The 15,799-nt window shown below is 26.9% G+C and carries 9 protein-coding genes and 4 pseudogenes; 4 read left to right on the top strand and 9 right to left on the bottom strand.

The window, feature by feature from the left end; translation table 11 throughout:
* A complete protein-coding gene (gene pth, locus AFAEC_RS07855; protein ID WP_026805298.1) occupies window positions 1–555 on the bottom strand; it encodes an aminoacyl-tRNA hydrolase in 555 nt (184 codons plus the stop codon).
* Window positions 556–564: 9 nt separating this feature from the next.
* Entirely contained in the window at window positions 565–1,101 is a 537-nt protein-coding gene (locus AFAEC_RS07860) for a 50S ribosomal protein L25/general stress protein Ctc (RefSeq protein WP_026805297.1), read from the bottom strand.
* Window positions 1,102–1,255: 154 nt separating this feature from the next.
* On the opposite strand from AFAEC_RS07860, the gene folD reads away from it, so the two are divergent.
* The 4 genes from folD (at window position 1,256) to AFAEC_RS07880 (ending at window position 4,720) form a co-directional block, all read left to right on the top strand.
* Window positions 1,256–2,116, top strand: coding sequence for a bifunctional methylenetetrahydrofolate dehydrogenase/methenyltetrahydrofolate cyclohydrolase FolD (folD, locus tag AFAEC_RS07865; protein ID WP_026805296.1), 861 nt, complete (start codon window positions 1,256–1,258; stop codon window positions 2,114–2,116).
* Complete coding sequence (gene lepB / locus AFAEC_RS07870; RefSeq protein ID WP_026805295.1) at window positions 2,117–2,899, top strand: signal peptidase I; 783 nt, start codon at window positions 2,117–2,119, stop codon at window positions 2,897–2,899. It begins immediately after the preceding gene.
* Entirely contained in the window at window positions 2,900–3,355 is a 456-nt protein-coding gene (gene rpiB / locus AFAEC_RS07875; RefSeq protein WP_026805294.1) for a ribose 5-phosphate isomerase B, read from the top strand.
* Window positions 3,356–3,490: 135 nt separating this feature from the next.
* The gene (locus tag AFAEC_RS07880; protein WP_026805293.1) at window positions 3,491–4,720 is read left to right on the top strand and encodes an HD domain-containing protein; all 1,230 of its coding nucleotides are present in this window, start codon (window positions 3,491–3,493) and stop codon (window positions 4,718–4,720) included.
* A gap of 14 nt (window positions 4,721–4,734) precedes the next feature.
* Here AFAEC_RS07880 and AFAEC_RS12420 read toward each other — a convergent pair.
* From AFAEC_RS12420 to AFAEC_RS07905, 7 genes and pseudogenes are all read right to left on the bottom strand, one after another.
* A pseudogene (locus AFAEC_RS12420) lies at window positions 4,735–5,685 on the bottom strand (methyl-accepting chemotaxis protein); the annotation flags it as partial.
* A gap of 978 nt (window positions 5,686–6,663) precedes the next feature.
* A pseudogene (locus tag AFAEC_RS12425) lies at window positions 6,664–7,056 on the bottom strand (MCP four helix bundle domain-containing protein); the annotation flags it as partial.
* Between the two features lie 246 nt (window positions 7,057–7,302).
* The gene (locus AFAEC_RS07890; RefSeq protein WP_225442369.1) at window positions 7,303–9,627 is read right to left on the bottom strand and encodes a methyl-accepting chemotaxis protein; all 2,325 of its coding nucleotides are present in this window, start codon (window positions 9,625–9,627) and stop codon (window positions 7,303–7,305) included.
* Between the two features lie 170 nt (window positions 9,628–9,797).
* Window positions 9,798–11,099: pseudogene (locus AFAEC_RS07895) on the bottom strand (methyl-accepting chemotaxis protein); the annotation flags it as partial.
* 168 nt (window positions 11,100–11,267) lie between these two features.
* Window positions 11,268–11,774: pseudogene (locus tag AFAEC_RS12495) on the bottom strand (MCP four helix bundle domain-containing protein); the annotation flags it as partial.
* A gap of 328 nt (window positions 11,775–12,102) precedes the next feature.
* Entirely contained in the window at window positions 12,103–13,551 is a 1,449-nt protein-coding gene (locus AFAEC_RS07900) for a methyl-accepting chemotaxis protein (RefSeq protein ID WP_051487464.1), read from the bottom strand.
* Window positions 13,552–13,772: 221 nt separating this feature from the next.
* Window positions 13,773–15,716 (bottom strand): TonB-dependent receptor plug domain-containing protein, encoded by a 1,944-nt coding sequence (locus AFAEC_RS07905; protein WP_119173157.1) that lies wholly within the window; start codon window positions 15,714–15,716, stop codon window positions 13,773–13,775.
* Window positions 15,717–15,799: the final 83 nt, after the last annotated feature.

Genomic DNA, 15,799 nt, shown 5'->3' on the forward strand with positions numbered 1-15,799 from the left:
TTACTTCAATGTATATTTAGATTTCACTTCATCAATATCCAACTCTTTTAAAGCCTCAATTGATTTAGCAATATGTGGAATAATTCTATCATATAACTCATCTTGTTCTTCTTTTGAAAAGTTACTCAAGACATAATTTGCAACATCTTCTTTATCCTTTGGCTTACCAATCCCAACACGAACTCTTATATACTCCTTTGTTATATGAGAGTCTAATGATTTTAAACCATTATGTCCACCATGTCCTCCACCAATTTTAAACTTAACAACACCAAAAGGTAAATCTAAATCATCGTGAATAATAATAATATTTTCTAAATCAATTTTGTAATACTCTTTAACATTATAAACTGCAATACCAGAGTTATTCATATATGTAATTGGCTTAGAAAATAGATTATATCCTGATTTTAAAAGAGTAGATTGGAAATTTGGATTATTTATATTTGTAGTGTTTAGATTTTTAGTTATATAATCTATAACTAAAAATCCAATATTGTGTCTTGTATTTTGATATTTTTCACCAATATTTCCAAGACCAACAATTAAATACATATGCTTTAATTATTTAGCTTTAATTACACCAACAATTGGTACTCTTGGGTCTAAATAACAATCAACACCTTCTGGAAGTGTTAAATCTCTTAATAAAACGTTATCACCAGTATCTAAATCTGTAACATCAATTGTAATATTATTTGGTAAGTTTTCAATTGTACATTTAACTGGAATTCTTCTTGTATGAACCATTAAAAGACCTTTATTTTTAAGACCTTTTGCACTTCCTGTTGCAACAACTGGAATTTTATAAGAAGCTCTAACACCTGCTTGTGCTACCATTAAATCAACATGTAATAAATCTGAAGTAATAGGACATTTTTGGTACTCTTGAACAACTACTTTTAAAGTTTTTCCAGCAACACTAATATCAAAAGCAACAGTAGTTTTATTTTTTAAAAATTTAATAAACTCATTTCTTTTGAATGCAGCAGAGATATTCTCTAGCCCTTTTCCATAGATATTTGCAATTAAATATCCATCTTTTCTTAGTGCTTTAACAGCTGGTTTAGTTATACTATCTCTTACGATACCCTCTAACATTGTAATCCTTTATTTTAATTTGAAATTGAACGCGGATTATATGAAAAATTTACTAAATATTAGGTTAATAGCATAAATAATTTTATATTTTTGATAATTAATGCAATTTTAGATAAAATCTAAGCTAAATTTTAAATGAAATTAAGGCGAAAACATGATATTACTAGATGGAAAAGCACTATCTGCTAAGATAAAAGAAGAGGTAAAAGTAGAAGTTGAACAAATCGTAAAAGATAAAAATATAACTCCTGGACTTGCAGTTATTCTTGTAGGAAATGATGCAGCAAGTGCAACTTATGTAGCAAGTAAAGCAAAAGCTTGTAAAGATGCTGGGATTTACTCTGTTGTTCATGAAATGCCAGATAGTATAACTCAAGATGAGTTATTGCAAACTATTGATTTGATGAATAACAATCCAAAACTAGATGGTATTTTAGTACAACTTCCTCTACCAAAACATATAGATACAACAACTGTTTTAGAAGCAATAAATCCACTAAAAGATGTTGATGGTTTTCATCCATATAATGTAGGAAGATTAGTTTCAAATCTTGATTCATTTATTCCAGCAACTCCTTTTGGTGTTATGAGAATGTTTGAAGAACACGATATTGAAGTAAGTGGTAAAAATGTTGTAGTTATTGGAAGTAGTGATATTGTAGGAAAACCTATGGCTTCACTGCTTATCAATAAAAAAGCAACAGTTACTGTATGCAATAGTAGAACAAAAGATTTAAAATCTCACACTTTAAAAGCTGATATAGTTGTAATTGCTGTTGGAGTTCCATATTTACTAAAAGAGGATATGGTAAAAGATGGTGCAATTGTAATTGATGTTGGTATAAATAGACTTGATACTGGAAAACTTGTAGGTGATGCAGATTTTGAAGGTTTAAAAAATAGATGCTCATATTTAACTCCTGTTCCAGGTGGAGTTGGACCAATGACAATAGCAATGTTACTTAAAAATACAATAAAAGCAGCAAAATTAAGAGAAAAAAGAGAAATAAAATAGATGTTAAAAAAGATTTATAATTGGTCATCATCATGGACTGGGACAATTGTAATTGTTTTAGGAATTATATTTTTCATAGCTCAAGCTTTTGTAATTCCTAGTGGAAGTATGAAAAATACACTTTTAATTGGAGATATGCTTTTTGTTAAAAAATTCTCTTATGGAATACCAACTCCAACAATCCCATGGATTGAAGTAAAAGTTTTACCTGATTTTAATAATAATGGGCATTTAATTGAAGGAGAAAGACCAAAAAGAGGAGATATTGTAGTATTTAGATATCCACATAATCCTGATATTCATTATGTAAAAAGAGCTGTTGCAGTTGGTGGGGATATAGTTGCATTAAAAGATAAAATTTTATATCTTCATCCAAATGAAGGAAATGAGTTTGTAAAAGAGAACTTTAAAGATTATGAAACTATTGAATTTGATGGAAAACTTTATGTTGTAAATCCTTACTCAAAAGAGCATAAAGGAATTCACAATGACCCAAATGTTACAAGAGATACAGCAAATCCTAAAGAGCTATTTGATATGCACCCAATTATCATTCCTGAAGATGAAACATTTATGATGGGAGATAATAGAGACCACTCTAATGACTCAAGATTTTGGGGGAGTGTTCCATATAAATATATAGTTGGAACTCCTTGGTTTATCTATTTTTCTTGGGATAGTGATTATAAAATTAGATGGGATAGAGTTTTTAGAACAGTTGAAAGTTTAGAAAAAGAGATAGATACAGCAAAAGAGTTTAAACATGAAGAGGGAATTTACTAAATGAAATATTATATAGCAGCAGATCATGCAGGAATAGAGATAAAAGCTTTTGTTAAAGATTTATTTGAACAAAGAGGGCACGAAGTTGAAGATTTAGGTCCATATAATAAAGATAGAGTTGATTATCCAGATTATGCCTCTAAAGTTTGTAAAAAAGTTTTAGAAGATATTGGCTCAATGGGAATTTTAATTTGTGGTTCAGGTCTTGGAATGAGTATGGCTGCAAATAAATTTGATGGAATAAGAGCAGCTTTATGTCATAATGAATATAGTGCAAGAATGGCTAGAAAACATAACGATGCTAACATAATATGTTTAGGAGAAAGAGTTAGTGGAGAAGGTATAATTGAAGCAATTATAAAAGCTTGGGATAAAGCAGAATTTGAAGGTGGAAGACATACTCAAAGAGTAGAAAAAATTAATGCTTTAGGAAAAATAGGAAGTTGTAGAGCTTAATTATTTTCAAATATAAGGAGAAGATATGGCTGATTGGCAAGTATATTTAATGATGACAATAATTGTTGGGGCTATGTTACTTGGTAAAAAAATGATGTTTTTTGATGAAAACAAAAAAAATAAGGATAAGAATAAGTGATTAACCCAAAAATTATTGACTATATATTTTCAAGTGCTTCTATTCAAAGATGGAATGACTATCCACGAATGGTTGAACTTGTTGAACTTGATAAACAAGCCCATAAATTTATAATTGCTTACTTTATAGCAAAATTAGAAGATGATATAAATTTTACTCACCTAATAGAAGCTGGTATCTTTGAATTTTTAAGAAGAGTTGTTGTTACAGATATAAGACCTGATGTTTTTAGAAAAGCTTTACAAAAAAAATCAAGAGAGATAAACTCTTGGGTTGTAGGAAAACTTAAAACTTCACTTGAGGATATTGATAATGGAAACTTTTTACAAAAATTTGAAGAGTTTTTAAATGATTCAAATATGTATAAAAAAGAGAGATTTATACTAAAAGCTGCTTCATATTTATCTACTAGATGGGAATTTTCTATTGTATATCAAACAAGTCAATTTTTAAGTGATATTGAAGATGTAAAAAAAGCAGTTGAAGCTGAACTTGAAGACTATTATGAGTTAATAGGAGTTCGAAAAATAGCAATGAATAAAAAACTTGCTAAGATAGTTGATTTAAGTGGAAGATTAAGATTTCAAAAAAGATGGGCTCAAACTCCAAGAATTCCAGAAACATCAGTTCTAGGGCATATGCTAACTGTTGCTATTTTCTCATATTTTTATAGTTTAAATGTAAAAGCTTGTGATAAAAGATTACAAAATAACTTCTTCACAGCCCTATTTCATGATTTACCAGAAGCTCTAACAAGAGATATTATAAGTCCAGTTAAATATAGTGTAGATGAGCTTTCAGATATTATTGCAGAGTATGAAGTTGCAAAAATAGAAGATGATATTTTGCCAAATATCCCTGAAAATATCCAAGAAGAGTTCTCTTATATCTTGGGAATTTACAATGGGATAAAAGAGGAGTTTGCAAATAAAATCAAAATTGATGGAAAGATTGAAGAGGTTGAAGATATAAGTAAATATAACCTTGATAAATACGAAGGTATTGATGGAAAAGCTCTAAAACAGTGTGATAAGCTCTCTGCTTTTGTTGAAGCCTCTTTATCTATCTCTCATGGAATAAAATCAAAAGAGCTAATAAGTGGGAAAAAAGAGATTTTAAAAGGCTTAAAAGAGATAAATGGAATAGATTTTAAGAAAATTGCTTTAGAAATAGACAGTGAATTTGGAAGTAATGGGCAAACTCAAACTACTATGGATTTTGATTAATTATAAAAGAGAGCTTAAAAGCTCTCCCACTCATCACTATTATTTTTCATAACTATTGGTTTTGAAGATTGTAAAGTTGATACTTTTTTACTATTTATTGTTACTTTATCTTCTCTTCCTTGAGTTTGATTTACTATATTTTTAGCTTTTACTTCATTTTTACCTATAAACTCTTTTGCATTTGCATTACTTACTACTAATTTTGCTATTTTATCTGTACTTAATGCAATATCATGAGATTGAGTTGCTACCATAGCATTTTGTTGAGTTTGTTGGTCTAGTTGATTTACTGCATCATTTATCTGCTCTATCCCCATCAATTGCTCTTTACTTGCCATCTCTATATCTGAAATCAATGTTACTGTTTGTGATATATTTAAATTTAACTCTCCATACCCTTTTATCATATTTGAAGCTATATTTTTACCTTCATTCGCTTTTTGTGTTGCATTCTCTACTATATTTTTTATCTCTTTTGCTGCTTCTGCACTTCTACTTGCTAAGTTTCTTACTTCTTGTGCTACTACAGCGAACCCTTTTCCTGCCTCTCCTGCTGTTGCTGCTTCTACTGCTGCATTTAGTGAGAGAATATTTGTTTGGAATGCTATATTATCAATAACTCCTATTGCTTCATTTACTAAATTTACCTGAGTATTTATCTCTTCCATTGCTGTTGTTGTTTGATTTGCTAACTCTTCTCCCTCTTTTACTGATTTTGTTACATTATTTGACAAGTTAGACATCTTTGCTATACTTTGTGTATTATTTCTTATATTACTTGTTATCTCTTCTAATGCTGCTGCTGTCTCTTCTAAACTTGCTGCTGCCTCATTTGAACTTATATTCAATTTATCTACATTCTCTAAAAGTATTCTTGAACTATTCTCTAATGTTAATCCATTTGATTTATTCTCTACTAACATTGATGTTATTGAGTCTCCTAAATGATTTACTCCATTTGCTAGTTTTAATAGATGCTCTTTTAACCCTTTTTGGTCTATCTTATTTAAATAATTATAACTTGCATACTGTTCTAATATATTTAATATATTATTTATATTTGATTCAAGATTCTCTCCCATATTATTTAATACATTTTTTAATTGCATTAATGCTGGATTTGATACTTGAGTATTTAATCTTTGGCATAAATCTCCTTGTTCAAACTCCCCTAATACTGCTATTGTCTCATCTATTAATCTTCTATCTTCTTCTACACCTTTTTGTGTTTTTAAGATATTCTCATTTACAATCTTACTCATTTGTCCAAATTCACAGTTACCATTTATTTTTATTAAATCTACTGTTAATTTATCTCTATTTAAGTAAGCAAAAAACCCTAATAATCCATCTTCAAAAGTTTTTAGTAAATTTGAAATATTTCTTGAAATAGCTATTGATACTATAACACCTACAATTAGTATTATCAAACCTACAATTAATATTACAACTTTTATAAAGCTATTTAAACCATCAACATTTGAACCAATATCATCTTGGATTTTACCTTGAGAAACTAAAATCTCGTGTCCTAAGTCTTGAATCTTTTTTGTTAATACATTTAACTCATCTTTAATTACACTATTTCTTGCATTAACTGCTTCATAAAGTTGAATAACACCATCTTCATAGTTTTTTAAAGTAGTTTCAAACTCTTTTATCTCTGTTGCATTTCTTTGCCCAAAAATAGATTTAATAATTTTAAGTTCATTTGTTATTAATGAAATATTTTTTTTAACCACTTCAAAGTCATCATTACTATTTGTTTCCATAAATTTTAAAACATAAATTTGCATAATCAAAACATCATTTAGTAGTTTTGAAACTTCAAAACTACTTTCATAATTTCTACTTTCAGACTCTTTTACTACAACTGAAGATAAAATTTGCTCTACTTTTTTACCGTTTTTGTATAAATTCTCATTTAAAATATTATCTCTTGTTTGCATATAATTTATAACTTTAGAAAAAGAGTTTTTATAATTATCTAAAGATTTATCTACATCTTGCATTTGAGCTTTTATTGTAGGATTTTTTAAATTCTCAATTCCTAAATTTACAAGAGCTTTTATTTCTACAAACTCCTTATTAAACTCATCTATACTACTTTTTTGATGAGATTTTATATACTCTAAAATAGTACTATTCATTTTTAATAAAGAGATATCAATATTTGCTATAGTCTTCGCATTTTTTGCTATTCTTCTATATTCAGAAAAACCATCACTCGTTTCATTTATAGATTTTGTTGCAAAAAGAACAAATCCAAGAATTAATATAATTATTATAGAAAAAGAAAAAATTAACTTCTTCTTTATTGTTAAATTATTTAACATTCAAATCCCCCTATTATTAATAACATTAATAATAACTTACTCTTTATACTAATATTTCCCATATATCTTCCCTATATTTAATTTTTATAAGGTGATTATCTTATCTTATCTTATCTTTCTATTATAAAACCAATTCTATTTTATTATTTTTATAATTTATATCCATTTTTACAATATATATTTAATTATTTTTTATTAAATTGGTTTGAAGAGTTTATAAGTTAAATAGAAAAAGAGAGGGGAAGCTTAAAAGCTCTCCCACTGATCATCACTATTATTCATAACTATTGGTTTTGAAGATTGAGAAGTTGATACTTTTTTACTACTTATTATTGGTTTATCTTCTTTTCCTTGAGTTTTATTTACTATATTTTTAGCTTTTACTTCATTCTTACCTATAAACTCTTTTGCATTTGCATTACTTACTACTAATTTTGAAATACTATCTGTTACTATTGCAATATCATGAGTTTGTGAAGCTATCATAGCGTTTTGTTGTGTTTGTTGGTCTAGCTGATTTACTGCATCATTTATCTGCTCTATCCCCATTAATTGCTCTTTTGATGCATTTTGTATATCTGATATTAAATCCATTGTTTGTGAGATATTTAAATTTAACTCTTTATACCCTTCTATCATACTATTTGCTATCTCTTTCCCTTCGTTTGCCTTTTGTGTAGCATTCTCTACTATATTTTTTATCTCTCTTGCTGCTTCTGCACTTCTACTTGCCAGATTCCTTACTTCTTGAGCAACAACTGCGAACCCTTTTCCTGCCTCTCCTGCTGTTGCTGCTTCTACTGCTGCATTTAAGCTTAATATATTTGTTTGGAATGCTATTTGGTCTATTACTCCTATTGCTTCATTTATTGCTGTTACTTGTGCATTTATCTCATCCATTGATACATTTGTTTGATTCGCTAATCTCTCTCCATTTGTTGCTGATGTTGTAACACTTTTTGAGTATGATGCCATCTTTGCTATACTCTCTGTATTATTTCTTATATTACTTGTTATCTCTTCTAATGCTGCTGCTGTCTCTTCTAAACTTGATGCTGCTTCGTTTGAACTTAAATTTAATTTATCTACATTCTCTAAAAGTATTTTTGAGCTACTATCTAATGTCATCCCATTTGATTTATTCTCTACTAGCATTGATGTTATTGAGTCTCCTAAATGATTTACTCCTCTTGCTAGTTTTAATAGATGCTCTTTTAAACCTTTTTGATCTATCTTATTTAAATAGTTATAGTTACTATATTGTTCTAATATTTTTAATACATTATCTATATTATTCTCTAAATTATCTGCCATCTTATTTAAAACTGATTTTAATTCCATTAGTGCTGGATTATTAACACTCAAATTTAGTCTTTGACACAAATCACCTTGTTCAAATTCACTTAAAACTGTTATTGTCTCATCTATTAATCTTCTATCTTCTTCTATTGCTTTTTGTGTTTTTATTATATTCTCATTTACTACTTTTGACATCTGTGCAAACTCATCTTTCCCACTATCATCTAGAGTTCTTACATTATCTTGCTCTCTATTTAAATATCCGAAAAAGTTTAACAATCCCTCTTTAAACCTATTTAGGCTATTTATTATGTAAGAAGATATTTTTATCATCAATACAAGAATTAATATAAAAACAATCAAAATGGATACTAAATATATTAATATATTTTTTTCAATAGTATTGATTTTTTCATTAATATTCTTATCTATGAAATTAATACTAAAAGTTTCAATATCTTTTAAAATGTTAATAACATTTGTCATTTTTGTAAACCACTCAGAAGAAGAGATATCAAAATTTCCCTCTTTATTTTTTACAAATGCAATATCTATCATATTTTTCACAGCTAAAACATCACTTCCTTGATATTTTTCTTTAAAATAATCTACAATTTTTTTATCTGCATCTATTTCAAAATTCTTAAATGCTGTCTCAGAAATAGTTTTATTTGCACCAACTTTTGCAAAACTATCATCTTTAAACTCATTTAATATAAATGTTGTATTTAGATTTGCTCTTAATTGCCCTAAATTCTCTTTTCCAAAAATAAGCCAATAGTGAGCTAATAACTGATTCTTTATATCAAAATCTTCTATTTTAAATAAAAGATTTCTATAATATTCAAAAAAACTAAAAATTGAATTTGAATAATAAGTAGTACTTTGTAGTGCAGTCAAAGATAATTTATCTATAGAATCTCTTTTCTCATTTATAGTAGATAGCAGATTACTTGCTATATTAATATTTATCTCTTTTTGATATTGTACTAATTTTTCAAAAACCTCATCTAATTTCTTTCTTTGATTATTTAATGTCTCTTTATTGTTTTTCCCATTTGAAGCAATATACCCAGCAGATAAACCTCTTTCTACTTGGAGTTCATGAATTAAGTTACTAATAAGTTTTACCTCATCAATTTTAGAAACTTTTAATGAAGAGTATTCACTAACTAAAGAGTTAATATTTAATCCTAATAAAACCAAAGCTGTTAATAAAGGAACTCCCAATAACATTAACAACTTATACTTTATTGATATGTTCTTAAACATACTTTTACCACCTTTTATTTTATAAGGTGATTATCTTATCTTATCTTATCTTTCTATTATAAAACCAATTCTATTTTATTATTTTTATAATTTTTATCTATTATTACGATATATATTTAATTATTTTTTATCAAATTAGTTTAAAGAGTTTATAATTTAAATAGAAAAGCTTAAAAGCTTTCCCACTCATCATTGTTAGAACTATTTTTTGTTATAGGCTTTTTTATTTGAGATTGAATTAATTTCTTTGATTGCTCACTATTTTTAGCTTTTACATCATTTTTACCTATAAACTCTTTTTCATTTGCATCTTTTACTATTATTTTTGCAATATTATCTGTACTTAATGCAATATCTTCAGATTGAGTTGCTATACTAGCATTTTGTTGAGTTTGTTGGTCTAGTTGATTTACTGCATCATTTATCTGCTCTATACCCACTAATTGCTCTTTTGAAGCATTTTGTATATCTGAGATTAAATTTATAGTTTGTGAAATATTTGAATTTAGCTCTTTATACCCTTCTATCATTGTTGAAGCAATATTTTTACCTTCATTTGCTTTTATAGTTGCTTGTTCTACTATTATTTTAATCTCTTTTGCTGCTTCTGCACTTCGTGAAGCTAGATTTCTTACTTCTTGAGCAACAACTGCAAACCCTTTTCCAGCTTCTCCTGCTGTTGCTGCTTCTACTGCTGCATTAAGTGATAAAATATTTGTTTGAAAAGCGATATTATCAATAACTCCTATTGCTTCATTTACTAAATTTACTTGAACATTTATCTCATCCATTGCAATAGTTGTTTGATTTGCTAACTCTTCACCATAGTTTACAGATTTTGTTACTCCATTTGATAACTTTGCCATTTGTGCAATACTTTCTGTATTATTTCTTATATTTGATGTTATCTCTTCTAATGCTGCTGCTGTCTCTTCTAAAGAAGTTGCTGCTTCGTTTGAACTTAAGTTTAATTTATTAACATTACTTAAAAGAATATTTGAACTATTCTCTAGTGTTAATCCATTTGATTTATTTTCAATAAGCATATTTGTTACAGAGTTTCCTAATTGATTTACACTATTAGCTAATCTTAAAAGATGCTCTTTTAAACCATTTGAATTTACACTTTTTCTATAATCATATTGGGCATATAATTCAAGAATATTTAGAATATTATTTATATTTTGTTCTAAAACATCTCCCATATTATTTAAAACTGATTTTAATTGCATTAAAGCTGGATTTGATACATTTAAAGTAATTCTTTTTTGCATAGCACCTTTTTCAAATTCACTTAAAACCTGTATTGTTTCATCTATAATTGATTTATCTTCTTCTATTCCTTTTTGTGTTTTTAAAATATTCTCATTGACTATTTTAGCCATCTGTCCAAACTCTTCATTAGAATTTATATCTAACAAAGTAATTGTAGATGTCTCTTTATTTAAGAATTTAAAGAAACTTTGTAAACCAATTTGTATCTTATTTACCAAATCTATTATTTGTTTTGATACAAAATAAGCTATTGCAGATGCTAAAATTATAGCTATTACTAAAAAAACAATCATTATATAAGAGAATCCACTTGCAACTTCTCTTATTTCAGAAAAGAAAGTAAGATTTTTATGTTCTTGATAATCAATAAATTCATTAATTACTTTTAACCAATTTGTAAAAGAAGGACTTGCCTCATTTAATAGTAAACTTAAAGCACTAGAGTCATCTTGTGCTAATTTGAGTTTTATAATCTCCTCAACCAATGGTACAGTCTTACTTTCTACACTTTTGATTTTATTAAGAATAACTAACTCTTGTTCATTAAAATTATTTTTATTAGAAAAAATTTCCTCCATAGATTTAGCTGATAAACTATAAAACTCAGCTAATTTTTTAATATCTTCAATAGATTTCTTAAATAAAGTAGAATCTTTACTCTCAGATAAAACAACATCTCTTATAGAGATTGCTCTATCATGAACACTACCTCTAAAATTAATAGCATACCTTTGTTTATTTGAAGTAAGCTCTACTTCTTTTTGTAAAGTATTATCAATAATAGAAACTCTATTAACGCCAATAACTGTTAATATTATGATTAATAAAATCATTAAACCAAAACTCAAATATAACTTTTGAGAAATTCTCATTTACGCTACCCCTTTTTTTTTAATAAAATATGATTATCTTATCTTATCTTATCTTTCTATTATAAAACCAATTCCATTTAATTATTTTATTAATTATTGTCTATTAATATGGTATTTATATAATTATTTTTTATTAGAGAGGTTTTTTTGGGCTTAAAAATAAAACTTAAACTATATTTATTTTCTTATAATTTAATATAATAAATGAATATAATTTAATTAAAACTGTTTAGTTTTTACTACTATTAAAAATCATAAAGTAATATGAAGAATTTTATATAAATTGGGGCAATATTTAAATTTAGCTTTGAACTATTTTTATTTTTGATTATTCAATATTTTTAGCCTTTACCTCATTTTTACCTATAAACTCTTTTGTATTTGCATCTTCTACAATTAATCTTGCTATTTCATCTGTTATTTTTGCAATATCATTTGTTTTACTAGCTATCATCGCATTTTGTTGGGTTTGTTGGTCTAGCTGATTTACAGTATCATTTATCTGTTCAATTCCTAAAAGTTGCTCTTTACTTGACATCTCTATATCTTGTATTAAAGTTATACTCTCTTCTATATTCTTACTTAAATCAACATAACCATTTATCATATTTGTTGCTATTTGTTTACCTTCATTCGCTTTTTGTGTTGCATTCTCTACTATATTTTTTATCTCTTTTGCTGCTTGGGCACTTCTGCTTGCCAAATTCCTTACTTCTTGTGCTACAACTGCAAACCCTTTACCTGCCTCTCCTGCTGTTGCTGCTTCTACTGCTGCATTAAGAGATAATATATTTGTTTGAAATGCTATTTGGTCTATTACTCCTATTGCTTCATTAATAGTTGTTACTTGTGCATTTATCTCATCCATTGCTGTTGTTGTTTGATTTGCTAAAATTTCACCTTGATATACAGATTTAGTAATATTACTTGAAAGATTTGACATTTTTGCAATATTCGAAGTATTATTTCTAATATTTGAAGTAATTTGTTCCAATACAGCGGCTGTCTCTTCTAAAGAAGATGCTGCTTCATTTGAACTTAAATTTAATTTATGAACATTTGATAATAGTTCTCTTGAACTACTATCTAAGGTCATTCCATTTGATTTATTCTCTATTAATATTCCATTTATAACATTTGCAAGACTATTTAATCCCTTAGATACTTCTCCTAAATTATCTCCACTTATTCTATGAATAAAATTTAACTTTTGAAAAGATGTTAATGCCTCTAATATTTTATTTATATCTCCATCAACTTTAGAAGATATTATTCTAAATAGTTCATTAATACCATTTTTAAGTTCTTCAATTCCTTCATTTTGAGTTGATTCATTTATAGTTTGCTCAAAATACCCCTGCTTTGCTAAATCAATTGATTTTTTAACTGAATTTATTACTTTTTTTGCACTAGTAATATCTTGTGCAAATTTTACAACTCTTACTACTTTTCCTTGTCTATTTTTTACAGGAGTGTATGAGGCTTGAATCCAAACCGAACTACCATCTTTTCTAAATCGTTCAAATTCATTTATTTGAGATATTCCTTTAGATAAACCATTCCAAAAATCACTATAAGCTTTTGTATTTATATATGTTTTATCACAAAATATTTTGTGATGATTACCAACAATTTCAGCTAATTTATAACCTAATGTATTTAAGAAATTATTATTTGCATGTAATATTTTACCATTTGGTTCAAATGAGATAATTGCAAAATTTTGCTCTATTGCATTTAAACGTCCTTTTTCTTCTTCCTCTTTTTTAAAAAACATAGTATTATTATTCCTTCTTTATTATAATTATTTTAAGATTATTATCTTATCTTATCTTATCTTATCTTCCCATTATAAAACCATTCTCTATTATTATTTAAAAATTATTATCTAAAAATAAATCAGGATACTTAAGCAATTTTAAGAAAGAAGGAATAAAAAACTCTCCCTATAATTTAATGTTATGATTTCTAAATATAAGGAAAGTAAAAGAGCTTATTTTAAAAACTATATTTTAGATTTAGATATCCATATCGACCTGGGTCATTAAACAGAACTCTTTCTGAATTAACTGTAACATAACTAATATCTTGATATGTATTTGTTGAATTATAAACTTTATCAAAGATATTATCTACACCTAAAGTAATTTCAAAATGTTTAAATATCTCTTGAGTATATTTCAAATTTGTAAGAGCATAACCAGCAATTTCTTGCTCTTTAGCACTTTTATCAAAACTATTCCATCTATCAACTGCAATAACCTCAGCTTTAAATTTAGATTTTGCATATTCATAATTTAAAGATAAATTTGCTTTTAAAGGTGGAACTTCAGCTAAATCTTTATCTTGATAATCTCCATCTTTTTTCCCTCTTTGGTAAGCAACTCCATAATCAAAAGAGAAATTATCAGTAAAGTAGTAATATCCACTAATATCAAAACCATAAATTTTTGCATCAATATTTTCAAAACTTCCACTATTATAAATATAGTTTTCTAATTTTGAATAAAATACTTTTGGTTTTATATTAAAATTCTCAATAGTTTTATCAAATCCTAAATCAATCTCATAATTTTGTGTCTGTTCTAAATTCTTATTTCCAGCAGTTAAATGATAAAGTTCTCTAGCATCTGGAACTCTTGAAGATTTTCCAATACCTGCAAAATATTTCATATCTTTATCTATACTATAAGTAGCAAAAATATTTGCATTAAATCCTACATATTTTTTATCTTCAATTGAAGTTTTTGTTGTATCAACCGTAGTATAATCATATCTTGAACCAAATTCTAACTCCAAATCTCCAAAAGATTTAGCAACTTTTGTAAATATTGCTTTATTTGTTGTATCAGTTGAAGGAATACTTGGATTTGAAGTATCAACTGCTCTCCAATTTCTTACACTTGTATCAAGTCCAAATGTTACTAAATAATCTTTTATATCAAGACTATTTTTAAGCTTTGTTCCCCAAATTGAAGTTTTCAATCTACTTACCATTACAGGCATTGGCATATTAGAAGTTGGTAACATTTTTCTATTTCTTAAATTTGTACTCATAGGATGATCCACTTTTGAGTAATAATAGTCTAAATCAAGCTGTTTTGATAAGCTTCCTAAATCTCTTATTGTATATCCTAAAGTATAAATATCACTATCATCATAATTGGCATCCATTGAACCTGCTGGATATAAAATAGCATCACTTCTATTTGCTGTATATGAAAGTTTTAAATCTTGGTCATCTGTAAGGTTAAATTGAAGTTTTGATAAAATACTCTTTTTTTCAAAAGCATCTAAATTTCCATTATTAAGTTGATTATTATATGGAACTCCTTTTTTTATCTGTTGTTCTAAAAAGTTATCACCATTTCCATCTTTATATTGTTCACCTTTTTCAGTTGAAGCTGTTATCAAAGCTTTAACAAAATCATTTCCACCACTAATTGTTGTACTAGCTTTTTTATATCCAAAACTTCCTGCATTTAGATTTATTTCACCATTAAATCCCTCTTTTGGTTCAATAGTTTCAACTTTTACAAGACCACTTAATGTTCCAAAATTCTCTACATCATAAGGACCTTCTATGATTTTTACACTTTGTATATTATTTGTAACCATATGTGAAGTTGGTGGATCCATTCTATTTGGACAGGCTCCATAAATTTTTGCATTATCAATTAAAATATTTATATTATCTTTTTTTTGCCCTCTTAAAATAATATCATTTGCTATACCATTTCTTCTTACAATTGACATATTTGGAGAGTTTTTCATCAAAGCTTCTGCTAAATCTGCACTTTTTAACTCTTCATTACTAATATCTTTTACAAGTCTTGAATTTGATTTTTCAACAATATTTACACTCTCTAAAGCTATAGTCTCATCTGCACTTAAAATAGTAGCAACTACAAATGATAACAGAGTAATTTTTCCCACTTTCATATTCTTGTATTCCCTTTTTCTAAATTATAAAAGTATTACAAAGAGGTGTTAATTTTATGTTAAGCAAAAAACTAGAATATAAA

The sequence above is a fragment of the Aliarcobacter faecis genome (genome assembly GCF_013201705.1).
Lineage (GTDB): Bacteria > Campylobacterota > Campylobacteria > Campylobacterales > Arcobacteraceae > Aliarcobacter > Aliarcobacter faecis.